This window comes from Nocardioides sp. Root151, assembly GCF_001427925.1.
Taxonomy (GTDB): Bacteria; Actinomycetota; Actinomycetes; order Propionibacteriales; family Nocardioidaceae; genus Nocardioides.
On record NZ_LMGG01000004.1, the window covers coordinates 473,104 to 498,079 of the forward strand.

Consider the following 24,976-nt stretch of genomic DNA (forward strand, 5'->3'; position numbering starts at 1 on the left):
CGGCACGCGCGCTGGCGGCGTTCTCGTCGCTCACAGGCCGAACCGGTGGCCGGATGAATGTCGCGCAGATGCAGGCGTTCGCGCTGTCGCTCCCCGGAGCGTGGCCCGACAACCCGTGGGGCCACGAGCACCCCGTGATCAAGGTAGGCCCGGGGGAGCGCGGCAAGATCTTCGCGTTCCTCGGCGAGACCGGTGTCGGGGTGAAGTGCGGTCCCGACCGCGACGTCGCCGACGAGTGGCTCCAGCGCTACCCCGACGACGCCTCCGTGATGCGTTACATCGGCCGCTCCGGCTGGAACGACCTCGCCTTCGGCGGCGCGATCCCCGACGACGAGCTGCGTGCGGCCGTCGAGGAGTCGTGGTCCACCGTGGTCTCGAAGTTGCCCAAGAAGCTCCGGCCCGACGCGCAGGGGACCACCTGATGGCCGACCACGAAGCGTTGATCGAGCGCATCAACTCGGTGATCTTCACGCCGGTCCGCGCCCAGGTCGGCTACGAGATGGGCCACGTAGACGACTTTCTCGACGGCCTCGTCGTGGCCCTGCGCCAGGGTCGTCCCGTGGAGGCACTGGTCGACATGGTGCGCTTCTCGACGGTCCGCTTCCGCGAGGGGTACGCCATCCTGGAGGTCGACGAGTTTCTCGCCAGTGTGGTGGCGGAGTCGAAGGGGGCTCCGGCGCCGGAGCAGTCGCCGCCCCAGGAGCAGTCCCACCACACGCCTGCCGACCCCCACGTCGAGGTGCCCGGCGTGATCGAGGAGCAGCACGGCCTGTTCAAACGGCTCTTCCGCCGCTGAGCGACGGAGGCACCGGAACGCGGCTCACTCGGGCTCGGCGGGCGGGTCGAGCTCGCGCGGCGCCTGCTCATCGCGCTTCTCCAGCGCCTTGCGCTCCTTCTTCTCGAGGCGTCGGCGTTCTCGCTCAACCATCTCGTCCCTCATGAAGACCACTCGGCCCAGGTTCAGCCCGGTGCCGAGCATCACGAAGAGCGGCCACGGGAAGTTGGGGTGGAAGCCGTCGCCGCCGAAGCTGGTGGCGGCCCAGATCACCCAGCAGATCAACGACGCGGAGAGGAACGTCCACAGGGCGTCCTTGCGGTCCTTGCGCCAGGCCAGGACGGCTCGTTGGTCGTGGTCGACCAGCGCCGCCGGGGTGGTCGCCGTGACCGGCACCAGGTCGCCGATCAGTGCGGGGAGCTCGCCGAGCGTCCGTGAGCCGAGCACCCGGTCGGTGCGCTCGTCGAGCTCGGTGCGGTCCAGTCGCCCGTCGCCGTACGCCTGTTCCAGCACCCGGCGTACGACGTCGCGGTCGCGATCGGCCGCACGCAGGGCACGGTTGTCCGCGTCGCGCGGATCGTGCTCGAACTCGTCCCAGATCGCAGGCATGGACCAAGACTAGGCCCCGCCCGACGCCGGTCGGAGGCGTCACCAAAATCGGCCCGGCTCGTTACTCGGAGGTACACATCCGCGCGTCGGCATTGCCGATAATGAGAACACGTTCTAGTATTGCGGCTTCGTCACCAGTGCGTTCGCGCAGGCGGCACCGGACCAGGGAGGTAACAGAGTGGGGTTCTCCGCTGTGTCCGTGGTCCGTGGCCCCGGCGAGATCACGGCGATGGTCGTGCAGGTGACCAAGCGGATCTTCACCAGGCCGTTCCAGTTCCGCGAGTTCATCGAGCAGGCCTGGTTCATCACCAGCGTCACCCTGATGCCCACGATCCTCGTCTCGATCCCGTTCGGCGCGGTGATCTCGCTCCAGGTCGGCAACCTGACCGGCCAGCTGGGCGCGCAGTCCTTCGCCGGTGCCACGGCGGTGCTGGCGGTGGTCCGCGAGGCGGCACCGATCGCGGCGGCCCTGATCATCGCCGGAGCCGCGGGGTCGGCGATCTGCTCCGACATGGGCGCCCGCAAGATCCGCGAGGAGATCGACGCCATGGAGGTGCTCGGCATCGACCCGCTCGAGCGCCTGGTGGCTCCCCGGGTGTGCGCCACCGTCTTCGTGGCCCTGATGATCAACGGGCTGGTGATCTCCGCCGGCATCGGTGGCGGCTACTTCTTCACCGTCATCATCCAGGGCGGTTCGGCGGGTGCGTTCCTGTCGTCGTTCACCGCACTGGCCTCGCTGCCCGACCTCTACATCGCGATGATCAAGGCCGCCGTGTTCGGCTGGCTGGCCGCTGTGGTGGGCGCCTACAAGGGGCTCAACGCCGGCGGCGGCCCCAGCGGCGTCGGCCGGGCGGTCAACGAGTCGGTGATCATCGCCTTCATGCTGCTGTTCTTCATGAACGCGATCATCACCGCGATCTACTTCCAAGTCGTCCCACCGCCGGGGTTGTGATGGCGACTCTCACCTCACTCGGTACCTCGTTCGTCAAGGGCCGCCGCGACACCCTCGAGGCGTACGGCGACCAGTTCCTGTTCTACGTGAAGGCACTGAGCTGGACGCCCCGCGCCGTACGCCGCTATCGCCGCGAGATCTGGAACACCCTGGCCGAGGTCACGTTCGGGGCGGGCGGCCTGACCATGATCGCGGGCACCGTCGGGGTGATCGCGTTCCTGGCCTTCTTCGCCGGCACGGAAGTCGGCATCCAGGGCTACGCCTCCCTGAGCCAGATCGGCGTCGCCAAGTTCAGCGCGTTCATCTCCGCGTACTTCAACACCCGCGAGGTGGCCCCCCTGGTCTCCTCGATCGCGCTGGCTGCGACCGTCGGGTGCGGCTACACCGCGCGACTGGGTGCCATGCGCATCTCGGAGGAGATCGACGCGCTCGAGGTGATGGGCGTGCCGTCGCTGCCGTTCCTGGTCACCACCCGCATGATCGCGGCCTTCATCGCGGTGATCCCGCTCTACATCGTGGCGCTCTCGGCGTCGTACCTCTCGCCGCGGCTGATCACGACGCTGATGTACGGCCAGTCGGCGGGCACCTACGACCACTACTTCCTGCAGTTCCTGCCGCCGATCGACATGCTCTGGTCGTTCTTCAAGCTGCTGTTCCTGGCGATCTCGGTGATCCTGATCCACTGCTACTACGGCTACACCGCCTCGGGCGGCCCCGCCGGTGTGGGTACGGCGGTCGGCCGCGCGATCCGCACCTCGATCGTCTGGATCGTGGTGGCCGACTTCTTCCTCAGCTTCGCGATCTGGGGTTCGACGACCACGGTCAGGATCACGGGGTAGTCGCGTGCTTCTGGTCAACCTGCACCACGGCAACGCCGCAGAACACCGGCGGTTGCTGTTCTTCGGCGTCGTCTTCCTGACCCTGCTGGCCACCTTCATCGGCACCTCGATCGCGGTCTACCAGAAGGTCTTCGAACCGGTCACCATGGTCACGATCAAGGCCGACCGGGCCGGGCTGCAGCTCGCGAAGTTCGGAGACGTGCGGGTCCACGGCGTCCTCGTCGGACAGGTCCGCGGCATCGACCAGGACGGCAAGCAGGCCTCGATCAAGGTCGGCCTCAAGCCCGACGCGGCCGAGAACATCCCGTCCAACGTCTCCGTGGAGATCCTGCCGACGACGCTGTTCGGCCAGAAGTACATCTCGTTCGTCGACCCCGAGTCCCCGTCAGGGAAGTCACTCGCGGACGGCGACGTGATCCCCTCCGACCGGGTCGAGACCAACGTCGAGCTCAGCCGCATCCTGGCCGACCTGTTCCCGCTGCTCCGCTCGGTGCGCCCGGCAGACCTGAACGCGACGCTGAACGCACTGGCCACCGCACTTGCCGGCCGGGGCGAGGAGATCGGCGAGACGATGGACAAGCTGGGCTCCTACCTCGGCGCCATCGAGAGCCACCTGCCCACGCTGCGCAAGGACCTGATCCTTCTCGGCGAGGTCGCGGAGACCTACTCCATCGCGGCGCCCGACCTGATCGACGTGCTGCGCAACGCGACGGTGACCAGCCAGACCGTGCTGGACAACAAGGAGAACCTCGGCACCTTCTTCGCCGACGTCACCGGGCTGGCCGGCACGACCACGCGCATCCTCCGGGAGAACGAGACCGACCTGATCCGGATGGGCGAGGTCACCGAGCCGCTGCTCAACCTGCTCGCGGTCTACTCCCCGGAGTTCCCCTGCCTGCTGCGCGGTCTCGACAGGTACGACGACTACCTCGGAGACATGTTCGCCGGCGACCGGGTCAAGCAGTACGTCGAGCTCGGTGCCACCCAGTACGCCGGGTACACCAGCGCCGACCGGCCGCAGTACGGCGAGGTCGGCCACGGGCCGTGGTGCGCCGGACTGCCCAACCCGCAGGTGCCCTACCCGCCCGTGCCCGCCCTCAAGGACGGTGACGACCGCACGCTCGACGACTCACCGACCGCGTTCCTCCAGGACCCGAGCCGGTTGCTCGACCTGCTCGGCATCAGTGCCACCAGCCGGCGCAACGTGACGATGGGCGAGGTGGGCACCGCCGCCGACCAGAAGATCACCAGCTCGCTGCTGGCCGCCCGCTCGGGCAGTCCGGCCGACTCCTACGGCTCGATGCCCTCGCTGCTCTACGGTCCGCTGATGCGCGGGGCGGAGGTGTCCTCATGAGCCGCAACTCGGTCACCATCGCGGCCGGCATCAAGCTCGGCATCTTCACCGTGGTCAGCATCCTGGTCACCGGCCTGCTGGCCGCGATCATGGGCAACATCGGCTTCGGTGCGGGGAAGACGTACCAGGCCGAGTTCACCAGTGCGTCGATGCTCGAGAAGGGTGACGACGTACGCATTGCCGGGGTGTCGGTCGGCGAGGTCAAGGACGTCGAGCACCACGACCGCAACCACGCGCTGGTGACCTTCCGGGTCAAGGCCGACGTGCCGATGACCACCTCGACGCGGGCCGAGATCAGGTTCAAGAACCTGGTCGGCGACCGCTACCTCGCCATCGAGGAGGGCAAGGCCGGCGACGCCCCGAAGCTCGACGAGGACTCCACGATCCCACTCTCGCGGACCAGTCCGGCGCTCGACCTGACGGTGTTGTTCAACGGGTTCCAGCCGCTGTTCACCGCGCTGAACCCGACCCAGGTCAACGACCTGTCGCTCAACCTCGTGCGCGTGCTGCAGGGCGAGGGCGGCACCGTGCAGAGCCTGCTGGCCAACACTGCGTCGCTGACCAACAGCCTCGCCGACCGCGACAAGCTGATCGGTGAGGTCATCACGAACCTCAGCCAGACCGCAGACACCGTCAACAACCGCTCCGAGCAGTTCACCGAGCTGATCGTCGAGCTGAAGGGCTGGATGACCGACCTGGCGAAGGACCGCAAGACGATCGGCAGCTCCCTGGACAACATCTCCGACCTCACCGAGGTGGTGGCCGGGCTGCTCAAGGACTCACGGCCCTGGCTGAAGGCCGACGTGGTCGAGCTCCGCAAGCTCGCGGAGCTGCTCACCCGCCCGGAGAGCGAGAAGGTGCTCGGAGAGCTGCTCGACCGGCTGCCCGAGTCGATGACCGACCAGACCCGTACCGGGACCTACGGCTCCTGGTACAACTACTACCTCTGTGCCGCCTCCGTGCGGATCCAGCTGCCGGTGCTCAGTGACGTACCGGGCCTGGCCAAGCTCCAGGAGCAGCTCGGCAACTTCAAGATCAAGTCCAACGCGGCCAGGTGTCAGTGATGCGCGGCTACAGCGAGCACCAGATCCTGCGTCTGGGGGCGATCACCCTCGTCGTCGCCCTGCTGATCGTGGCGGCGGCGTTCAACCTCTCCAAGTTCCCCGGGTTCGGCGGCGACAGCTTCCAGGCCGAGTTCAAGGACGCCAGCGGCCTGCGCAAGGGCAACATGGTCCAGGTCGGCGGCATCCGGGCCGGCCGCGTCCAGGACATCGAGCTCAAGGGCGACAAGGTGCTGGTCACCTTCGAGGTCGACCACGGGGTCGAGTTCGGCAGGGAGAGCCGGGCCTCGGTGCAGGTGCTGAACCTGCTGGGGGAGAAGTACCTCGAGCTCACGCCGGCCGGTCCGGGGCAGCTCGACACCGACGACGTCATCCCGGTCTCCCGCACCAAGGCCGCCTACGACATCGTCGGGGTGCTGGGCGACCTCACCGACACCACCGCGCGCATCGACATCCCGCAGCTCAAGCAGGCCCTGAACACGGTGGGCTCGACGATCGAGTCCTCGGGCCCGGAGCTGCAGGCCGCCTTCACCGGCATCTCACGGCTCTCGCAGTCGGTCGCCGGCCGGGATGCCGAGCTGCAGACCCTGCTCGAGGGCTCGGCGTCGGTCAGCGAGATCCTCGACGACCGCCGCAACGACGTCGTCAAGCTGGTCAAGAACGCCGACCTCGTCTTCAAGGAGCTGCGCAGTCGCAAGGCCGCCGTGCACCGCCTGCTGGTCAACGCCAGGGTGCTGGCCCGTGAGCTGCGCGGCGTCGTGGTCGACAACCAGTCGGAGATCGGACCGGCCCTCAAGGAGGTCGACGACCTGCTGAACTTCCTGACCTCCAAGGAGAAGGAGCTCAAGAACACCCTCGCCGCCTACGGCCCGTACGCCGACATCCTCGGCAACATCATCGGCACCGGACCCTGGTTCGACGCCTACGTGGTCAACCTGGCCGGCCTGGCCACCGGTGAGTTCAGCCAGGTAGGGACGGTGAACTGACATGACCCGTTACCTCAACCCGCGCCTGCTCGCCGTGGTGGTCGCCGTACTCCTGCTGGCCGGCACCTTCATGGCGATCCGCGGCGACGAGGAGACCAAGACGGTCACCGCCCACTTCCCACGGGCGGTCAGCATCTTCAAGGACACTGACGTCCGCGTGCTCGGGGTGACGGTCGGCAAGGTCACCGACGTGGTGCCCGAGGGCAACTCGGTGCGCGTCGAGATGCAGTACGACGCCAGCGTGAAGCTGCCCGACGACGCCAAGGCCGTGATCGTCACGCCGACCCTGGTGGCCGACCGGTTCGTGCAGCTCACCCCGGCGTACACCTCGGGGGCGGTGATGGCCGACGCCGCCGACATCGCCTTGCCCGACACCGGGGTCCCGGTCGAGCTCGACCGGATCTACGCCGGGCTGCGCGACCTGACCACCGCGTTGGGGCCGAACGGCGCGAACAAGGACGGCACGCTCAACCACCTGCTCAAGGTCGCGGACAAGAACCTCAAGGGCGAGGGCAGGCTCGGCAACCAGATGATCAACGACCTGGCCGCGGCGGCGACCACGTTCGGCAACGGCAGCGGTGACCTGTTCAAGACCGTGGAGAACCTGGCGAACTTCACCGAGACCCTGGCCGCCAACGACGAGTACGTCGTCGCGTTCATGAAGGACCTGGCCGGCGTGTCCGCCGACCTGGCCGACGAACGACAGGAGCTGCAGCAGGCCCTGGCGTCGGTGGCCGGTGCGGTCGGCACGGTCGAGAAGTTCATCAAGCGCAACCGGAAGGCGATCGGCACCGACGTGCGCAAGCTGACCCGGGTGGCGAAGAACATCGCCTCCGAGAAGGACTCGATCGACCTCGCGCTGACCGCCGGCCCCGTGGGCATCGGGAACCTCGTCCGCGCCTACGACCAGAAGTCCGGCGCGATCGGCTCCCGTTTCGGGTTCCAGCAGAACCTGGCCGACTCCGACGGCTTCCTCTGCGCGGTGATCCAGCAGTCCGAGCTGCCCAAGGCCAGCAAGGACCTCGCCTGCACGCTCTTCAAGTCGCTGCTCGAGCCGGTCGTCTCGCAGGCCAACCAGAGCCTCCCGAGCCGCGGCACCGGAACCAAGGGCGCGAGCCCCGACCAGCAGGTCGCCGACCAGTACGCCGGCGACACCTCGACCACGCTCTCCGACCTGACGGGGGCCCGATGATGACCCGGCTCCTGCGTGGACGCATCCTGCTGGCGGTGGTGCTGGCGCTCCTCGTGCTGGTCGCCGGCTGCAAGTTCGACGGCGCCTACGACCTGCCGCTGCCGGGCTCCGGTGTCGACGAGGACAAGTCGTTCGAGGTCACCGCCGAGTTCGACGACGTGCTCAACGTCGTACCGCGTTCGCCAGTGATGGTCGACGACGTCCCGGTCGGGGAGATCACCGACGTGGAGCGGGTCGGGTGGCACGCCAAGGTGACGATGCGCATCCGCGACAACGTCGAGCTTCCCGCCAACGCGGTCGCGATGATCCGGCAGACCAGCCTGCTCGGCGAGAAGTACGTCGCCCTCGAGCCGGACCCGGTCAAGCCCCCGGTCGGCCGACTCGGCGACAAGGACAACATCGCGCGGGCCGACACCGGTCGCAACCCGGAGGTCGAGGAAGTGCTCGGCGCGCTGTCGTTCCTGCTCAGCGGCGGCGGCGTGGCGCAGCTCGGCACGATCACCACCGAGCTCAACAACGTGATGAACGGTCGCACCGACCGCCTCAAGACCCTGCTCTCCAGCCTGGACTCGGTGGTCGGCACGATCGACGACCAGAAGGCCGACATCATCCGGGCGATGGAGTCGCTCAACGGCCTGGCCACCACGCTGAACGACGAACGCGCGGTGATCGGCGACGCCCTCGACGTGATGGGCCCGGCGGTCAAGGTGCTGGCCGCGCAGCACGACGAGCTGGTGCAGATGCTGGTCGGCCTCGACGACCTCGGCAAGGTCGGCACCCGGGTCATCGGCGCCACCAAGGGCAACCTCGTCGCCTCGCTGAAGTCGCTCAAGCCGATCCTGTCGAAGCTCAACGAGGCCGGGAAGTCGTTGCCGGCCGGGCTCTCGCTGATGCTGAGCTTCCCGTTCCCCGACGAGGCCCAGGACATCGTCAAGGGCGACTACGGCAACACCGAGATCCGGCTCGACATCAACCTCGAGAACTACCTCACCGACGCTCCGATCGTCTCTCTGCCCGACCCCGGGCAGCTGGTGAAGGACCTCCAGAAGTGCCTCGCCAGCGGCAACCTGGGCGGCAAGGACTGCGCCAAGTTCCTCACCAACCTCGACCTCTTCCGCGAGCTCCGGGCCGCCTGCAAGCTGCCCGCCAACCGGGCCAAGGACGTCTGCAAGATCGTGGCGGTGCTGCCCGGCGGTGGGATTCCCAGCCTCTCCGACCTGACCGACCTCCTCGGCCTGCCGGGTCTGCCCGACCTTCCGGCGTTGTCCGGGATCCCGGGGCTCCCCGGCCTGCGCGACGCGGCGACCAGCCCGCAGGAGTCACGCGCGCCGGACATCTACGGGACGGGGCTCTCATGACCCACGGTGTGAAGGTCCGCCTGATCGCCTTCTGCATCCTCAGTGCAGTCGGCATCGTCTACGTCACCGCGAACTACCTCGGCTTCGTCGACAAGGTGCTGGGACGAGGCATCACGGTGCACGCCACGCTGCCCGACTCCGGCGGCCTGTTCGTCGGGAGCGAGGTGACCTACCGCGGCGCCAAGGTCGGCAAGGTCTCCGGCATGCACGTCACCGGAGAGGGCCTCGAGCTCGACCTTGCCCTCGAGGACGGCACGAAGATCCCGAAGGACTCGGCGTTCTACGTGCACAACCTCTCGGCCGTGGGGGAGCAGTACCTCGACTTCCTGCCCGAGGACAACGACGGCCCGTACGCCGGAAACGGGTACACGTTCGACGGTGACGCCGACTCGCTGCCGGTCGGTGAGGACGAGGTCCTGGTGGCGTTGAACGCTTTCGTGGGCTCCGTCGACAAGGAGAGCCTCTCGTCGGTGGTCAAGGAGCTCGGCATCCTCTTCAAGGACACCGCGCCGGCGCTGCAGCAGCTTCTCGACGGTGGCACGAAGTTCATCGACGAGGCGGCCCTGCACACCGACGACACGATCCGCCTTCTCGACCAGGGCTTGACCGTGTTGCGCACCCAGAAGGGACGACGCGAGAACATCAAGGCGTTCAGCCGCGACCTGGCCGCGTTGACCGACTCGTTGCGGGGCAGCGACAAGGACCTCCGCACGATCCTCCAGGTCGCACCCGGGGCCGTCCGCGAGGTCGACGCGCTGCTCAAGGAGCTCGAGCCGACCCTTCCCGTCCTGCTGGCCAATCTCGTCACGACCAACCAGGTCGCGGTCAACCACCTGGCCGGCCTCGAGCAGCTGCTCGTCTCGTTCCCCCTGGCCGTGGCGGGCGGCTTCACCGGTACGCCGGGCGACGGTTGGGGACACGTCAACATCCAGCTCGCGCAGAATCCCGGCCCCTGTCGTGGCGCCGGCTACATGCCCGCCGACCAGTGGCGCCAGGGCAATGACCTGACCGACACCGCGATCTACCCGGCGCGGTGCCTGGAGCCCGGGAAGTCGGTGCAGCGCAGTCCCATGTACTCGCCCGAGCGCGGCGCCGGCACGAACTCGAGCGGCCGCGCCTACCGTGGCGCCTACGACCCGATCACCGGGCTGACCGACGGGGCCGTCGACAAGGACGGCAATCCCGTGTCCGTACATTCACCGAAGAATCTCTCGATCCTCGGTGACGACTCCTGGAAGTGGCTCCTCGTGGGGCCGGTGGCACAGCAATGAACCCAGACCAAGTGAACCCGGTCAACCAGTCCCTCGCCCGGACGCTGCGTGTCAACGTCGCGCTCTATGTGGCCGTGCTGCTCGTCGCGTTCGGCGCGGTACTCGCCGGGGTCTTCCTGGTGTGGCCCGAGGTGCAGGCCGACGACGGCCCCGGTGCGCAGAACGTCGCATCGCAGCCGACCAAGGAGGACGTGCCCGAGGTCGTCTACCACGACGTGCTCACCGCGGCCCGCGCCGAGGCGCTCGCGTTCGTGAACCTCGACTACCGCGACATCAGCACGTCCACCGAGGCCGTCCTGAAGGGCGCCACCGGCGGGTTCGCCGACCAGTACAAGGCGTCCGAGAAGGGGTTGCGCACGCTGATGAAGCGCAACAGGTCGGTCATGGAGGGCGAGGTGCTCTCGGCCGGTGTGGTGGCCGCCTCCGAGTTCACCGCACGGGTCCTGGTGGCCACCAACGGCACGGTGCGCAACAAGAGCACCGGTGGCAAGAAGGTGGAGCGCAACCTGCGGTTGCAACTCGACATGACCAAGTCCGAGGGCCGCTGGCTCGTCAACGACCTGCAGTTCGTGGGGTGACCGGGATGCCCGAGAAGAGCTCTCCACGTCGTCCCGTTGCCGGCTCCCGCGTTCCCGCCTCCGCGCCGCGCCGGGTCGCCGGGCGCTCCGCCCGTCCGGGAACGGACGTGCCCGACCTGACTGTCCCGACGCCCGTGTCGCCGGACTCGCCTGATGGTGCAGCCACGTCGTCCGTCGATCGCGCTGAGACCGTTCGGAGCTCGGCGGACACCGTGGCCCCGTCCGTCCAGGCGGACCAGGACGACCGGACCGACGTACCCCAGCGGCAGCCGGGAGTGCTGAGCAGCCGCGGCACCACGAAGGTGCTGGCCGGTGTGCTGGCCGTCCTGCTCCTGGTCGGCCTGGGCGAGGTCGTGACCTGGGCCGTGGCCCGCGGCGACTCCGGGGACTCCGGCAGCAGCGCGGCCGTGCTCGACTTCGGTGAGCCGTACACGGTGACCAAGGAGCCGGTGAAGGTGCCGATGGCCGACTGGCGCGACGCCACCGACTCGGCGGTCAAGTCGGTCACCGAGATCCTCAACGTGTCCTGGAAGGACTACGACCAGAACCTCGACGACGCGTCGAAGTACATCACCGACCGGTTCGCGAAGGAGTACGCCGCGACCACCAAGGACACCCGTGACCTGTTCCTCAAGAGCAAGGCGGAGTACGACTTCGCGGTCGTCGGTGCCTCGGTCGTGGAGGCGCAGCCTGACGAGGTGGCCAGCCTGCTGTTCCTCAACCAGTTCGTCTACAAGGGCGAGGGCAAGCAGCGCACCGGTCCCGAGATCTACCCGGTCCGGGTGATGGTGCGCATGGTGCGCACCGACTCCGGCTGGAAGATCGACGAGCTGCACGCACTCTGATCCGGGACATTCGTCCCGCGTGCTGGACTTTGCGGAACAGCCCGGCTAACTTGGGCAAAACTAGAACACGTTCCACCAAGTTGCTCAGGCGAGGCGCTTGAGTCCCGTGCGTCCGGAGGGGAAGGATCAGGCCATGTCGCCCTCAGAACCTGCCCCCGAACACCTCGAGACCGACCTGATCATCGTCGGTGCCGGACCCACCGGTCTGTTCAGTGCCTACTACGCCGGGTTCCGGGGCATGCGGGTCGCGGTGATCGACTCGCTGCCCGAGCTCGGTGGCCAGATCACCGCGATGTACCCGGAGAAGGCGATCCTCGACGTGGCCGGCTTCCCGACCGTCAAGGGACGTGAGCTGGTCGCGGGTCTCGTGGAGCAGGCCAACACCGCCAGCCCGTCGTACCTCCTGGGCCGTACGGCGACGTCGCTGGACTCGACCGACGACGACGTGACGATCGGGTTGGCAGACGGCAGCACCGTGCGAGGCCGCGCCGTCCTGATCACCGCCGGCATCGGCAAGTTCAGTCCGCGTCCGCTGCCCGCCGCCGATGGGTGGCAGGGACGTGGCGTCGAGTTCTTCGTGCCCAGCTTCGAGCCGTACGCCGGCAAGGACGTGATCATCGTCGGCGGAGGAGACAGTGCGTTCGACTGGGCGATCCACCTCGAGCCGATGGCCCGCTCGGTGACGCTGGTCCACCGCCGCGACGCCTTCCGTGCCCACGAGCGCACGGTGCAGAAGGTCCGCGACTCGTCGGTCGAGATCGTGACCCGCGCCGAGGTGTCCGAGCTTCGCGGTGACCCCGACCTGGCGGAGGCCGTCATCACCGTCGACGGCGAGAAGTCGATGCGGCCCGTGCAGGCCGTCGTCGCCGCCCTCGGCTTCGTGGCCGACCTCGGACCCATGAAGGAGTGGGGCCTCGAGCTCGAGAAGCGCCACGTCGTCGTCGACCCGTCGATGCGCACGAACCTGCCGCGGGTCTTCGCCGCCGGTGACATCACCGAGTACCCCGGCAAGGTCCGGCTCATCGCGGTCGGCTTCGGCGAGGCAGCCACGGCGGTCAACAACGCCGCCGTCGTGATCGACCCCGCGGCCCACGTGTTCCCCGGCCACTCGAGTGAAGGAAGCTGATGTCCGGACGTGACGCCGTACGCCTCGATGACGCGGAGCTCGACGCGTTCCTGCGCGACAACGTCAAGGTCCAGGTGGCCACCGTCGGCACCGACGGCACCGCCCACCTGACCACGTTGTTCTACGTCGTGCTCGACGACGGCCGCCTCGCGTTCTGGACCTACGGACGCTCGCAGAAGATCCGCAACCTCGAGCGCGACCCGCGGATCACCTGCCTCGTCGAGGACGGCACCGACTACTTCGAGCTGCGCGGTGCCTCCCTCAAGGGGGTCGCGGAGCTGGTCCTTGACCCCGACCGCATCTTGGCGATCGGCAGCGCCGTCGCCACCCGCATGGTCGGTGCGACCTCGTTCGAGCAGCTCGGCGACGTCGGCGCGGCCGAGGTGCGCCGCCAGGCGGCCAAGCGGGTCGCCGTCATCGTCACGCCCGAGCGGGTCAGCTCCTGGGACCACCGCAAGATGCTCGAGCCGCAGTCAGCACCCACGGAAGGATGATCAGATGAAGATCAAGGTCGACTTCGACCTGTGTGAGTCGAACGCCCTGTGCGAGGCGCTCGCCCCCGACGTCTTCGAGCTCGACGACGACGACTACCTGGAGGTCAAGCAGGAGGACGTCACCGACGAGAACCGCGACGGCGTGCAGCGGGCGGTCGCCGCCTGCCCGCGCTCGGCCATCTCGATCGTGGAGGACTGAGTCGGTGTCGCAGGATCTCGACCTCGACGGCCGGGTGGCCGTCGTCACCGGTGCCGGTGCCGGACTAGGGCGCGCGGAGGCCCTTGCCCTGGCGCGTGCAGGTGCCCGCGTCGTACTCAACGACCTCCCCGGTGCCGCCGACGAGGCAGCCGAGGAGATCCGTTCGATCGGTGGCTCGGCCGTCGTCGCTGCCGGAGACGTGGGGGAGCGCAGCACCGCCGACCTGATGGTGGCCACCGCCCTCGGTGAGTTCGGCAGCCTCGACGTGGTCGTCAACAACGCCGGCATCACCCGCGACCGCATGCTGTTCAACCTCGGCGACGACGAGTGGGACCTCGTCATCAGGGTGCACCTGCGCGGGCACTTCCTGCTGACCCGCAACGCCGCCGCCCACTGGCGAGCGGTCTCCAAGGAGACCGGTGCGCCGGTCTACGGCCGCATCGTGAACACCGCCTCCGAGGCGTTCCTCTCCGGCTCGCCCGGCCAGGCCAACTACGCCGCGGCCAAGGCCGGCATCAGTGCGCTGACCCTCTCGGCGGCCCGGGGCCTGGCGAAGATGGGCGTGCGCGCCAACGCGATCTGCCCACGGGCCCGCACCGCGATGACCGAGGCGGTCTTCGGCGAGGACGAGTCCGGCAAGGACGTCGACCCCTACTCGCCCGAGCACGTGGCCCCACTGGTGGCCTACCTGGCCTCCCCGGACGCCGACGCGATCAACGGCCAGATGTTCGTCGTGTATGGCGGCATGGTCGCGCTGCTCGCCCCACCCGTGGTCGAGCAGCGCTTCGACGCCAGCGGCTCCACCTGGGACCTCGACGACCTCTCCAAGCAGCTCGGCGGCTACTTCAGCGACCGTGACCCGTCCCTCAGCTTCTCTGCCGACTCGGTGATGAAGCTGACCGTCTGACCGCTCGTCATCCACGTGCCGGCGTCGTCCGGCCACTCAACCGTTCCCGTTCGAGAGGACTCACCATGGGCCGACTGGCCGGCAAGATCGCGATCGTCACCGGCGGCGCTCAAGGGCAGGGCGCGGCCATCGCGCGGGCCTTCGTCGCAGAAGGAGCGCAGGTCGTCATCGCCGACATCGCCGAGGAGTCGGGGGAGAAGCTCGCCGCCGAGCTCGGTGACGCCGCTCGTTTCCAGCGCCACGACGTCAGCGACGAGGCCTCCTGGACGTCGGTCGTGGAGTTCACCGCCGCCACGTTCGGCGACGTCAACGTGCTGGTCAACAACGCGGGCATCCTGCGGTTCGGCGAGATCCACACGATGGACCTCGACGAGTTCGACCTGGTCGTCCGCATCAACCAACGCGGCACGTTCCTCGGCATGCGTGCCGTCGTACCCACGATGCGCAGGAACAAGCAGGGGTCGATCGTGAACGCCTCGTCGGTCGAGGGGCTCGCGGGCATGGGCAGCCTGGCGGCGTACACCGGCACGAAGTTCGCGATCCGCGGGATGACCAAGGCGGCGGCGCTCGAGCTCGGCAGCCGCGGCATCCGGGTCAACTCCGTGCACCCCGGCATGATCGACACCGGCATGACGCGCGAGCACGGTGGCGACGCGGCAATGGAGTACGGCGCCAGCAAGGTGCCGATGCGACGCGTGGGAACCCCGGAGGACATCGCCCCGCTCTACGTCTACCTGGCCAGCGACGAGAGCGGCTACGTCACCGGCGCCGAGATCGCCGTCGACGGCGGCGTCACCGCCACCCACGCCTTCGGCGGCTGAATTCTCGATACTCCCTGACGTTTCGGCCCCACACGTTCGATACTCCCTGACGTTTCGGTCCTCAGGAGGGCCGAAACGTCAGGGAGTATCCCGATTCTGGGGCCGAAACGTCAGGGAGTATCCCGAGGGGGCGTGAGCGAGGGATCGGCTCAGCGCAGGAGGAGGCGGACGGCGACGGACATGGAGGTCTCCACGTCGGTGGCCGAGGAACGGCCGGTGACCCAGCCGACGAGCGAGGAGAGCCAGACGTCGCCGATGACCCGGGCGATCGCGATCTCCTCCTCGGTGGGCTCGGCGTCGCCGGTGCGGGTGCCCATCGCCTCGGTCAGCACCGAGGTGAGCATCATGCCGACGTGGTGGATCTCGGTCGAGACGCTGGCGTCGGCGAACATGAACGCGCGGGTCAGGGCCTCGGTGAGGTTGGGGTCCTTCTGGAGGATCTTGGTGGTCCGGCCGAGCACGTAGTTGACCCGCTGCTCGGCGGTGTCTCCCGGGATCGGCTTGCCGGACATCGCGGCCTGGGAGCGCTCGAACTCGCGGCCCAGGGCGGAGACCAGCAGGTGGATCTTGGAGGGGAAGTAACGGTAGAGCGTGCCGAGCGCGACGTCGGCCTGGTCGGCCACGGCGCGCATCTGTACGGCGTCGAAGCCGCCGCGGGAGGCCAACGCGATCGTGGCGTCGAGGATGCGCTTGCGGCGCTCCCTCTGGGCGGCCGAACCGAGCTCTTCCTGGCTGAGGGAGTTCAGGGCATTCATTGCTTTCCTCTCTCATCAGGGATACTCGTGTGACGCAACCCACGGGTAACTTGGGGGATCGGCGCCGCGTTCTTGAAACGAAACCGCATTCTACGGCGTTGGACTCTCCGCATACGCTACTGCCTCGTGGGCCATAATAGGAACACGTTCCACTTCTCGTGTCGTCGACGCGTGACGGGATCCGGGCCGAACAGGAAGAAGGTGACAGTGATGCGCGTGGCACTGCTGTCCTATCGGAGCAAGCCCCACTGTGGGGGTCAGGGCGTCTACATCCGTCACCTGAGCCGCGAGCTGGTCGCGCTGGGTCACGAGGTCGAGGTCTTCTCCGGCCAGCCGTACCCCGAGCTCGACGAGGGCGTGAGGCTGACCAAGGTGCCCAGCCTCGACCTCTACCGCGAGCCCGACCCGTTCCGGGTCCCGAAGCTGAAGGAGTTCCGCGACCTGGTCGACGTCGAGGAGTTCCTCACGATGTGCACGGCCGGGTTCCCCGAGCCGAAGACCTTCAGCAAGCGCGTCGCCAGGATCATCAAGGCCCGCCGTGACGACTTCGACGTCGTGCACGACAACCAGGTGCTCGGCCACGGCATGGTCGACATCATGGACGCCGGCATCCCGCTGGTCACCACGTTGCACCACCCGATCACCTTCGACCGCCGCGTCGACCTCGCCGCCGCCCCCAACTGGCGCAAGCGGCTGACCCTGCGCCGTTGGTACGGCTTCCTGCGCATGCAGGGCAAGGTGGCCCGCCGCGCGGTCAAGGTGCTCACCCCGTCCGAGTCCTCGGCCCGCGACATCGTGGCCGACTTCGGCGTCGACCCGTCGAGGATCCAGGTGATCCCTCTCGGCGCCGACGACGTGTTCTCCCCGCCCACCAAGCCCCGGGTGCCCGGGCGCATCGTCGCGATGGCCAGTGCCGACGCGCCGATCAAGGGCGTGCACACGCTCCTGGAGGCGTTCGCCAAGCTGCGCACCGAGCGCGATCTCGAGCTGCTCATGGTCACCAAGCCCGAGGCGGGCGGCCGCACCGAGAAGCTCATCGAGAAGCTCGCCATCGGCGATGCGGTCCGCTTCGTCAACGGCATCTCCGATGCCGAGCTGGTCGAGGTGATGGGCTCCGCCGAGCTGGCCGTCGTGCCGTCCCTCTACGAAGGCTTTTCCCTCCCGACCGCTGAGCTGATGGCCTGCGAGACCCCGCTGGTGGTCAGCCGTGCCGGCGCCATCCCCGAGGTTGTCGGGCCCGACGGACTCTGCGCCGACCTGGTCGAGCCGGGCAACGTCGAGGAGCTGCGCGAGGCGATCGCCGCGCTGCTCGACGACCCCGAGCGCCGGGCCCGCATGGGCCGGGCCGGCCGCGAGCGGGTCCTGCAGACGTTCAGCTGGCGAGCAGTCGCTGCGGCCACCGCGGCGGCGTACGACGAAGTGATCGAGAACCACCACGCAAGGGGAACCAATGCTGACCGTTGACTTCGACCGACTGGGCCTCCGGCCCGGTGAGCGCGTGCTCGACATGGGCGCCGGGGCCGGACGCCACGCCTTCGAGATGTACCGTCGCGGTGCCGACGTGGTCGCCTTCGACCGCGACGCCGACGAGCTGTCGAACGTGCTCGACCTCTTCGGTGCGATGAAGGAGGCCGGCGAGGTGCCCGACGGTGCCGAGGCCGACATCAAGGAGGGCGACGCGCTCGCCCTGCCGTTCGCCGACGGCGAGTTCGACCGCATCGTCGCCGCCGAGATCCTCGAGCACATCACGGCTGACGTCGAGGCGATCAGGGAGCTGATCCGGGTGCTGCGCCCCGGTGGCACCCTCGCCGTCTCGGTGCCGCGCTGGCTGCCCGAGGTGATCAACTGGAAGCTCTCCTCGGACTACCACAACGCCGAGGGCGGTCACATCCGCATCTACACCGACCACGAGCTGATCGACAAGGTCACCAAGGGCGGGCGCGACAACGACGGAACCCCGGGCGACGCGATGATCTTCGAGGGCAAGGGCTACGCCCACGGCCTGCACTCGCCGTACTGGTGGATCAAGTGCGCGGTCGGCGTGAACAACGACCAGCACCCGCTCGTGAAGGCCTACCACCAGGTGCTGGTGTGGGACATCATGAAGACTCCGCGTTGGAGCACCGTCACCCGGCTCGCCGAGAAGGCGCTCAACCCGGTGATCGGCAAGAGCATGGTCCTCTACTTCCGCAAGCCGGATGCGGCCTGAGACGCCCTCGCTCCCCGGCATCCTGACCGCCGCCGAGGTCGCCCGCACGGCGGCCTCGATCGCGGCCATGCAGGAGCCCGACGGAGCGATCCCGTGGACGGTCGGAGAGCACGTCGACGTGTGGAACCACGTCGAGGGCGCGATGGCGATGCTGGTCGGCGGTGAGGTCGAGGCGGCCGAGCGCGCCTACGAGTGGTGCCGGCGCACCCAGCGCCCCGACGGCTCGTGGCCGATGAAGATCGTGGCCGGCGAGGTCGAGGACGCCAGCAGCGAGACCAACATGTCCGCCTACCTCGCGGTCGGCGTCTGGCACCACTGGCTGGTGCGTCGCGACGTGAGGTTCGTACGACGACACTGGCCGGTCGTGCAACGCGCGCTGGACTACGTGGTCTCGATGCAGCTGCCCTTCGGTGGCATCGCCTGGTCGCAGGAGTGGGCCGACGGTCGACCCGCGAAGGTGAACGCCGAGGGCCTGCTGGCCGGCTCCTCGAGCATCTACCAGGCGCTGCGCGCCGGGGTCGCCCTCTCGGAGCTGATGGACGAGCCGCAGCCGGAGTGGGAGCTGGCCGGCGGACGCCTCGGCCACGCGCTGCGCCGTCACCGCGACGACTTCCTCGACAAGTCCGAGTTCTCCATGGACTGGTACTACCCGGTGCTGGGCGGTGCGGTCCGCGGGGACGACGGCGTCGACCTGGTCAACTCGCGTTGGGAGACCTTCGTGGAGCCGGGCCTCGGCATCCGTTGCGTCTCGAAGAACCCGTGGGTGACCGGCGCCGAGACCTGCGAGCTGGTGATGGCCCTCGACGCGCTGGGCGACCGCGACCGGGCCCTGCAGCTGCTGGCCGACATGCAGCACCTGCGCTCCGACGACGGCAAGTACTGGACCGGCTACGTGTTCCCCGACGACGTGAACTGGCCGGCCGAGCACACGACGTACACCGCCGCGGCGGTGATCCTCGCGGTCGACGCCCTCGGGCACGGCACCGGTGGGTCCGACATCATGCGCGGCACCACGCTGGCGGCGCACTTCGACGAGATGGCCCTCGAGTGCGGGTGCGAGCTCAGCCGACGCTCGTGACGTCGCCGGCCTGACCGCTGACGCGTTCGAGGACCCGCATGGAGCCGAGGGCGGCGTCCTCGGCGAAGGCTCCACTCGCCAGCGCGCGCTGGAAGACGTGGTACGGCGCCTGGCCGCCGTCGGCCGGGTCGGCGAAGACGTCGTGGATCACCAGCCTGCCGCCGGGCTGGACCCAGTGCGCCCAGCCGGTGTAGTCGTTCTGGGCGTGCTCCTCGGCGTGGCCGCCGTCGATGAAGAGCATCGACAGGGGAGTGCGCCAGTGCTGGCTGACGGTCGTGGACCTGCCGATCACGGCCACGACCTGATCCTCGAGTCCGGCGCGGGCGATGGCCTTGCGGAAGAACGGCAGGGTGTCCATCAGGCCGAACTCGTCGTCGACGACCTCGGTGTCGTGGTGCTCCCACCCGGCCTGGTTCTCCTCCGAGCCACGGTGGTGGTCGACGGTGAACAGCACGCCACCGACCTCGCGCGCGGCGGCGCCGATGTAGATCGCCGACTTGCCGCAGTAGGTGCCGACCTCCAGGGCCGGGCCGGTGGGCAGCTGTTCGCGGGCGACGCGGTGCAGCAGGAGCCCTTCGTCCTCGGGCATGAAGCCCTTGGCGGCGCGGGCATGGTCGAGAAGTTCGGACGGCATCACGCCGGACAGCCTATTCATGGCAATATTGGAACACGTTCTAGTCGGTTGAGTGCTGAGATGGTCGCTCGGGCAACCACCTCAGCACTCAACCGCGACGAAGAAGGAGTGACTGTGTCCCTCGGTATCAGCGACGAGCACCGCGAGCTCGGCGACTCCCTGCGCAAGTGGGCCGGGTCGCTCGGTGCCATCGACGAAGTGCGCGCCGCGGAACACGACGCGTCCGCCGCCTTCGGCCAGACCTGGGCGGCACTCGTAGAGATGGGCGTCCCGGCGATCGGCGTACCCGAGGGTGCCGGCGGTGGCGGGGGTTCCGTGCTCGACGTGGCGGTGGCGCTCGAGGCCTGCGCCCACCGGATGCTCCCGGGGCCCTTGTTGGGTACGGCGGTCGCGGCGGCGCTGCTCGGCGAGACGTCGGACGTCGCCGGTGCCCTGGCCCGTGGCGAGATGTCCGTGGGTCTCGGACTCGTGCCGTCCCTCACGGTCGACGATCGGACGGTGTCCGGGCACGTCGACGTCGTCTGGGACGCCCCGTCGGTCACGCACCTCCTGCTCGGTGCCTCAGGTGATCGCTGGTTCGTCGTACCGTCGACGCTGGCCGAGGTGACTCCCTCCATCGGACCGGACCTGTCCCGCCGCTTCGGCTCCGTCGACCTCGTCGCAGTGCCGCTCTCCGACGTCGTCGAGGTGCCCACGATCGATGCCGCGCTGCTGCGCCGTACGGCGGTCACGCTCGCTGCCGCGGAGGCCGCCGGCGTCGCCCGGTGGTGCCTCGACACGGCGGTGGAGTACGCCGGTGTGCGTGAGCAGTTCGGTGCGAAGATCGGCTCGTTCCAGGCGATCAAGCAGCTGTGCGCCGGCATGCTCGAGACCGCCGAGGCCGTCACCGCGGTCGCCTGGGACGCCGCCTCGATCGCGTTCGGCGACGACGACCAGTGGGCCTTCGCGGCCGACGTGGCCGGCACGATCGCCTTCGACGGCGCGGTGCAGGTCGCTCAGGACTGCATCCAGGTGCTCGGCGGCATCGGCTTCACCTTCGAGCACGACGCCCACTTCTACCTGCGCCGCGCAACCACGCTGCGCGCGCTGTTGGGCGACTCCGACACCTTCGCGGCGTCCCTCACCGACGCTGCCGCGAACGGCGTACGACGCTCGGTCCGGCTCGACTTCGAGGGCGAGGACGAGCCGGTGCGCGAGCGGATCCGCCCGCAGGCCTCGCGGTTGGCCGCGCTCGAGGGTGAGGCGCAACGCCGGGGACTGGTCGAGTCGGGCCTGTTCATGCCGCACTGGCCGACGCCCTGGGGGCAGGACGCGTCACCGCTGGAGCAGCTCGTGATCGACCAGGAGCTTGCGGCAGCGGGCGTCGCACGGGCCGACCTCAAGATCGGCGGCTGGGCGGTGCCGACCATCCTCGCGCACGGCAGCGAGGCCCAGCGCGAGCAGTTCGTGCGCCCCACGCTGCGCGGCGAGATCGTCTGGTGCCAGCTGTTCAGTGAGCCCGGCGCGGGCTCCGACCTGGCCTCGCTGCGCACCCGCGCGGTCAAGGTCGAGGGAGGCTGGCGGCTCACCGGCCAGAAGGTCTGGACCTCGCTCGCCCAGGACGCGCACTGGGCGATCTGCCTGGGCCGGACGAACCCGGAGGCCCCACAGCACAAGGGAATCACCTACTTCCTGCTGGACATGTCCAGCACCGGCATCGACGTACGACCCCTGCGTGAGCTGACCGGCGACGCGCTCTTCAACGAGGTCTTCCTCGACGACGTCTTCGTGCCCGACGACTGCGTTGTAGGCGAGGTCGACAACGGGTGGCGGCTGGCGCGCACCACGTTGGCCAACGAGCGTGTGGCGATGGCTGGCACCAAGCTCGACCTGAGTGTCGAGCGAGCGGTTGCGCTGGCCGGGGGAGTCGGGGCCGCGCAGCGTGCCCGCATCGGACATGCCGTCGCACTCGCCACGGTCTGCTCACTGCTCGGCGTGCGTACGACGCTGCGCTCGCTGGCCGGTGCCGGACCGGGTGCGGAGTCGAGCGTGGCCAAGCTGCTCACCGTGCGCAACCGTCAGGACGGGTCCGAGCTGGTCGTCGACCTGCTGGGGGACCGGGTGGTGCTCGGCGGGGAAGAGGTCGACGCGGCCGTGCACGAGATGCTGCTGACCCGCTGCCTCTCGATCGCCGGAGGCACCACGCAGATCCTGCGCAACGTGGCGGCCGAGCGGATCCTCGGCCTGCCACGCTGACTCGGGTTGGACTCAGCCGCGGTGCACCCGGGCGCCGTACGCCGGACCGGCGTCGCGGTACTTGCCGGTGAGGATGGCGTCGTCCAGGTAGAAGGTCTCCGTGGAGTTGACGATTCGGATCGACGCGGCACCGACACGCACCCACCGCGGATTGCCGAGGCAGGAGCGCGGCACGCGGAAGCGCACAGCCTTGGCGGTGTAGTCGATGCGGATCGCGAGGCGTGGGCACTTGACGGTGGTTCCGGCTCGTGTGGTCATCTCCTTCTCGCCCTGCGCCCCCGTGCGTCGGTCCCGGCTGACGAACACGTCTCTACGAAGGTTGTCGTCGGTGAGCACGGCGATGCCGAACGCCTGGAGGGCTGACGAGCCACGCAGGTCCCGAAAGACCATCGTCACGAACAGGTTGTCGTGTCGGTGGTCGACCACAGTGCGGATGATGTCGCTGTCCTGTGCGTTCGGGGCCGGGGTGAGGGCGTCGTCCTCCGAGTCGTTCCAGTGGACCTTCAGGACGTCGCCGCGGGCGTCGCGGTGGACCACCTTCTCGGCGTGAGCGCTCGAGATGGTGCCGGCAGTGAGACAGACGGTGGTGGCAAGGGCGAGGGCCGCCCCGATGATCTTGTGCACGTGTTCCTCTNCGGGCCCTGTTGCCCCGCGCACAGGCTAGGAGAGAAACGACGCCGCTGGAGGCGGAACGGACCAGATCGCCTCAGCCGCGACGAACGCGAGGGCCGTGGACCGGTCCGGCATTGCGGATCCGTCCGTTGAGGTTGGCGTCGTCGACGAAGGCGCGGCTCCAGTCCCGGCCGGTGTGGAAGGTGTAGATTCCCGCGCGCACCCAACGGGGGTTGCTCAGGCAGGATCGCGGCACCCGGATTCGGACGGTGTTGGCGCGGTAGTCGATCCGGCCGCGCAGGCCGATGCACGTCACACGCCTGCCGGCTTGGGTGACCAACTTGACCTCGCCCTGGCGGCTGGTCGAGGGACTGACGTGCAGCACGACGGTGCGTCCGAGCCTCTCGTTCGTGACCAGTGAGAAGAGGTAGCCGTGAAGGAGGTCGAGATGGCTGTCGAGCTCGGCATGCCTGACCGTGACGAAGACGTTGTCGCGTCGATGGTCGACCACGGTGCTGGTGATGTCACTCGACTTCACGGTCGGGACTGGCGTCTCTGTCTCCGTTTCGGTCTCAAAGGAGTAGTCCTGTCGGATGACGTCGCCGCGGGCGTCCCGGTGCACGACCTTCTCCGCGTGAGCCGCAGCCGCAGTGCTGGCGGTGAGACAGACGGTGGTGGCAAGGGCGAGGGCCGCCCCGATGATCTTGTGCACGTGTTCCTCTNTGGGCCCGTTGCCCGCGGACAGGCTAGGAGAGAACCACGTGCGGCACAGGCGAATCGACTAGTTCGCCTCGGCCTCGGCGTTGTCGATGATCACGTCGGCGTCGACCTCGGACACGTCGAGGCCCTGGCGGTAGCCGTTCCAGTGCCAGTGCAGGTAGCGGTCGATCGCCTTGACCACGTGCCCGGCGCGCACGGACTTGAAGATGTCGTAGGCGTGCTGGGCGAACGGCAGCTCGGCGTACACCACGGAGTTGTCGGCGACCTCGCGCAACCTGGCCACGAAGAGCCGGGCCTGCTCGACCGGGACGAGAGTGTCGTTGGTGCCGTGCAGCACGAAGAAGTCGGGGGCGTCCGGGCGGATCTGCAGGATCGGCGAGGCGGCCTCGAAGGCCTCCGGATCGTCCTTCCAACGCTTCTGCAGGATGCGCGGCGCGAGGAACCGGTCACGCATCAGGATCATCGACTTCAGGCCGGTGGCGCCGGCGAAGTCGTAGACGCCGTAGTGGGGGATCGCCACCGAGACGCTGGTGTCGGCGTCCTCGAAGCCCGGCTGGAAGTCCTTGACGTCGGGGGTGAGGGCGGCCAGCGCGGCGAGGTGTCCGCCGGCCGAGCCGCCGGTGATGGCGAGGTAGTCGGGGTCGCCGCCGTACGCCGCGATGTTCTCGCGGATCCACGCGATCGCCTTCTTGACGTCGATGATGTGCGCGGGGAAGGGGTTGCGTGGTGCGAGGCGGTAGTTGATGGCCACGCAGATCCAGCCCTTGGCGGCCAGGTGGGTCATCAGGGGGAGACCCTGTTCGCGCTTGTCGCCGATCGTCCAGCCGCCGCCGTGCACCTGCAGCAGCACCGGAGCGTCGGTCAGGTCCTGGTCCTTGGCGCGGTAGATGTCGAGCTGTCCGCGACGACCCGCGTCGGTGTAGGCGATGTTGCGCAGCACCTCGATGTCGGGGGTGACGATCTTGAACGGGTTGACCAACGATCGCCAGTTGGTCGCGAGCTCGGCCGGCGAGGGTGCTGCGTCGAGACGCTCCACGTAGTCGACGCCGATGCCCTCGGTCAGCGCCTCCTCGACGCCGTCCTTGACCTTGCCCGCCGTACGGATGAGGTGACCGAGTCCCACCGCGCTGGCCGCTGCGAGTGCCAGCCCGGCCTTGCTGCGCCGCTTCGGGCCCAGGTGGGTGACGGTGTCCGCGGCGGTCAGGGCCAGCAGGTGTGGCGCCAGCTCGTTGGTCATCCAGCCGGCGAAGAACGACGGGATGCCCGCGCGCAGTCCCGGAATCGGCCGGATCGCGTTGGCGGTCAGGGCTGCGGTGAGGATCTGACGACGTAGGTAGGCCACGCCCGGATGCTAGCCCGCCCGCGG

The 24,976-nt window shown here is 68.8% G+C and carries 25 protein-coding genes; 21 read left to right on the forward strand and 4 right to left on the reverse strand.

Going from position 1 to position 24,976, the window contains the following annotated elements:
* Together ASD66_RS10730 and ASD66_RS10735 are read left to right on the forward strand one after the other, a co-directional pair.
* Window positions 1-422, forward strand: a 422-nt coding sequence (locus ASD66_RS10730; protein ID WP_235530047.1) for an MmcQ/YjbR family DNA-binding protein, incomplete at its 5' end; no start/stop codon positions are given.
* Window positions 422-796 carry a hypothetical protein gene (locus ASD66_RS10735; RefSeq protein WP_056890927.1) on the forward strand — a complete coding sequence of 125 codons (375 nt, stop codon included), beginning with the start codon at window positions 422-424 and terminating at the stop codon, window positions 794-796. The genes ASD66_RS10730 and ASD66_RS10735, both read left to right, overlap by 1 nt.
* Before the next feature lie 24 nt (window positions 797-820).
* On the opposite strand, the gene ASD66_RS10740 is transcribed toward ASD66_RS10735, so the two are convergent.
* Entirely contained in the window at window positions 821-1,384 is a 564-nt protein-coding gene (locus ASD66_RS10740) for a DUF1707 domain-containing protein (RefSeq protein WP_056890928.1), read from the reverse strand.
* 229 nt (window positions 1,385-1,613) lie between these two features.
* Between ASD66_RS10740 and ASD66_RS10745 the strand changes: the two genes are divergently transcribed.
* The 15 genes from ASD66_RS10745 (at window position 1,614) to ASD66_RS10815 (ending at window position 15,367) form a co-directional block, all read left to right on the forward strand.
* Window positions 1,614-2,336, forward strand: coding sequence for an MlaE family ABC transporter permease (locus ASD66_RS10745; RefSeq protein WP_056891435.1), 723 nt, complete (start codon window positions 1,614-1,616; stop codon window positions 2,334-2,336).
* Window positions 2,336-3,175, forward strand: a complete 840-nt coding sequence (locus tag ASD66_RS10750; protein ID WP_056677195.1) for an MlaE family ABC transporter permease — start codon at window positions 2,336-2,338, stop codon at window positions 3,173-3,175. Before ASD66_RS10745 ends, ASD66_RS10750 begins: the two co-directional genes overlap by 1 nt.
* 4 nt (window positions 3,176-3,179) lie before the next feature.
* The gene (locus tag ASD66_RS10755) at window positions 3,180-4,529 is read left to right on the forward strand and encodes an MCE family protein (RefSeq protein WP_056890929.1); all 1,350 of its coding nucleotides are present in this window, start codon (window positions 3,180-3,182) and stop codon (window positions 4,527-4,529) included.
* Window positions 4,526-5,593 (forward strand): MCE family protein, encoded by a 1,068-nt coding sequence (locus tag ASD66_RS10760; protein ID WP_056890930.1) that lies wholly within the window; start codon window positions 4,526-4,528, stop codon window positions 5,591-5,593. Before ASD66_RS10755 ends, ASD66_RS10760 begins: the two co-directional genes overlap by 4 nt.
* Window positions 5,593-6,576: an MCE family protein gene (locus ASD66_RS10765; protein ID WP_056677205.1), complete on the forward strand. Its 984-nt coding sequence runs from the start codon at window positions 5,593-5,595 to the stop codon at window positions 6,574-6,576. The genes ASD66_RS10760 and ASD66_RS10765 overlap by 1 nt, the downstream gene beginning before the upstream one ends.
* Before the next feature lies 1 nt (window position 6,577).
* Complete coding sequence (locus ASD66_RS10770; RefSeq protein WP_056890931.1) at window positions 6,578-7,768, forward strand: MCE family protein; 1,191 nt, start codon at window positions 6,578-6,580, stop codon at window positions 7,766-7,768.
* A complete protein-coding gene (locus tag ASD66_RS10775; RefSeq protein WP_235530048.1) occupies window positions 7,765-9,126 on the forward strand; it encodes an MCE family protein in 1,362 nt (453 codons plus the stop codon). The genes ASD66_RS10770 and ASD66_RS10775 overlap by 4 nt, the downstream gene beginning before the upstream one ends.
* Window positions 9,123-10,397, forward strand: coding sequence for an MlaD family protein (locus ASD66_RS10780; RefSeq protein ID WP_056890932.1), 1,275 nt, complete (start codon window positions 9,123-9,125; stop codon window positions 10,395-10,397). Before ASD66_RS10775 ends, ASD66_RS10780 begins: the two co-directional genes overlap by 4 nt.
* Window positions 10,394-10,975, forward strand: coding sequence for a hypothetical protein (locus tag ASD66_RS10785; protein WP_156388639.1), 582 nt, complete (start codon window positions 10,394-10,396; stop codon window positions 10,973-10,975). The genes ASD66_RS10780 and ASD66_RS10785 overlap by 4 nt, the downstream gene beginning before the upstream one ends.
* 212 nt (window positions 10,976-11,187) lie before the next feature.
* On the forward strand, window positions 11,188-11,820 hold the full coding sequence (locus tag ASD66_RS10790; RefSeq protein WP_056890934.1) for a hypothetical protein: 633 nt from the start codon (window positions 11,188-11,190) through the stop codon (window positions 11,818-11,820).
* Window positions 11,821-11,953: 133 nt separating this feature from the next.
* The gene (locus ASD66_RS10795) at window positions 11,954-12,946 is read left to right on the forward strand and encodes an NAD(P)/FAD-dependent oxidoreductase (RefSeq protein ID WP_056677215.1); all 993 of its coding nucleotides are present in this window, start codon (window positions 11,954-11,956) and stop codon (window positions 12,944-12,946) included.
* On the forward strand, window positions 12,946-13,440 hold the full coding sequence (locus ASD66_RS10800) for a pyridoxamine 5'-phosphate oxidase family protein (RefSeq protein ID WP_056890935.1): 495 nt from the start codon (window positions 12,946-12,948) through the stop codon (window positions 13,438-13,440). The genes ASD66_RS10795 and ASD66_RS10800 overlap by 1 nt, the downstream gene beginning before the upstream one ends.
* Window positions 13,441-13,444: 4 nt before the next feature.
* Window positions 13,445-13,639, forward strand: coding sequence for a ferredoxin (locus ASD66_RS10805; RefSeq protein ID WP_056677220.1), 195 nt, complete (start codon window positions 13,445-13,447; stop codon window positions 13,637-13,639).
* A gap of 4 nt (window positions 13,640-13,643) precedes the next feature.
* The gene (locus ASD66_RS10810) at window positions 13,644-14,546 is read left to right on the forward strand and encodes a 3-oxoacyl-ACP reductase (protein WP_056890936.1); all 903 of its coding nucleotides are present in this window, start codon (window positions 13,644-13,646) and stop codon (window positions 14,544-14,546) included.
* Window positions 14,547-14,611: 65 nt separating this feature from the next.
* Entirely contained in the window at window positions 14,612-15,367 is a 756-nt protein-coding gene (locus ASD66_RS10815; RefSeq protein WP_056890937.1) for a glucose 1-dehydrogenase, read from the forward strand.
* 149 nt (window positions 15,368-15,516) lie between these two features.
* Here the strand turns inward: ASD66_RS10815 and kstR are convergent, their stop codons facing one another.
* The gene (gene kstR, locus ASD66_RS10820) at window positions 15,517-16,122 is read right to left on the reverse strand and encodes a cholesterol catabolism transcriptional regulator KstR (protein WP_056677228.1); all 606 of its coding nucleotides are present in this window, start codon (window positions 16,120-16,122) and stop codon (window positions 15,517-15,519) included.
* Window positions 16,123-16,332: 210 nt separating this feature from the next.
* Here kstR and ASD66_RS10825 point away from each other — a divergent pair, with 210 nt between their 5' ends.
* The 3 genes from ASD66_RS10825 to ASD66_RS10835 are packed head-to-tail and all read left to right on the forward strand — an operon-like array spanning window position 16,333 to window position 19,409.
* Entirely contained in the window at window positions 16,333-17,586 is a 1,254-nt protein-coding gene (locus ASD66_RS10825; protein ID WP_056890938.1) for a glycosyltransferase family 4 protein, read from the forward strand.
* On the forward strand, window positions 17,573-18,331 hold the full coding sequence (locus ASD66_RS10830) for a class I SAM-dependent methyltransferase (protein WP_056679251.1): 759 nt from the start codon (window positions 17,573-17,575) through the stop codon (window positions 18,329-18,331). Before ASD66_RS10825 ends, ASD66_RS10830 begins: the two co-directional genes overlap by 14 nt.
* Window positions 18,321-19,409: a prenyltransferase gene (locus ASD66_RS10835; protein ID WP_056890939.1), complete on the forward strand. Its 1,089-nt coding sequence runs from the start codon at window positions 18,321-18,323 to the stop codon at window positions 19,407-19,409. The genes ASD66_RS10830 and ASD66_RS10835 overlap by 11 nt, the downstream gene beginning before the upstream one ends.
* Here the strand turns inward: ASD66_RS10835 and ASD66_RS10840 are convergent.
* The gene (locus ASD66_RS10840) at window positions 19,393-20,043 is read right to left on the reverse strand and encodes a class I SAM-dependent methyltransferase (protein ID WP_056890940.1); all 651 of its coding nucleotides are present in this window, start codon (window positions 20,041-20,043) and stop codon (window positions 19,393-19,395) included. The two genes, ASD66_RS10835 and ASD66_RS10840, sit on opposite strands and share 17 nt — an antisense overlap.
* A gap of 114 nt (window positions 20,044-20,157) precedes the next feature.
* Here ASD66_RS10840 and ASD66_RS10845 point away from each other — a divergent pair, with 114 nt between their 5' ends.
* Window positions 20,158-22,278 (forward strand): acyl-CoA dehydrogenase, encoded by a 2,121-nt coding sequence (locus ASD66_RS10845; protein ID WP_056890941.1) that lies wholly within the window; start codon window positions 20,158-20,160, stop codon window positions 22,276-22,278.
* A 1,393-nt stretch (window positions 22,279-23,671) separates the two neighbouring features.
* On the opposite strand, the gene ASD66_RS10860 is transcribed toward ASD66_RS10845, so the two are convergent.
* Window positions 23,672-24,952, reverse strand: coding sequence for an alpha/beta hydrolase (locus tag ASD66_RS10860; protein WP_082599443.1), 1,281 nt, complete (start codon window positions 24,950-24,952; stop codon window positions 23,672-23,674).
* Window positions 24,953-24,976 lie beyond the last annotated feature (24 nt).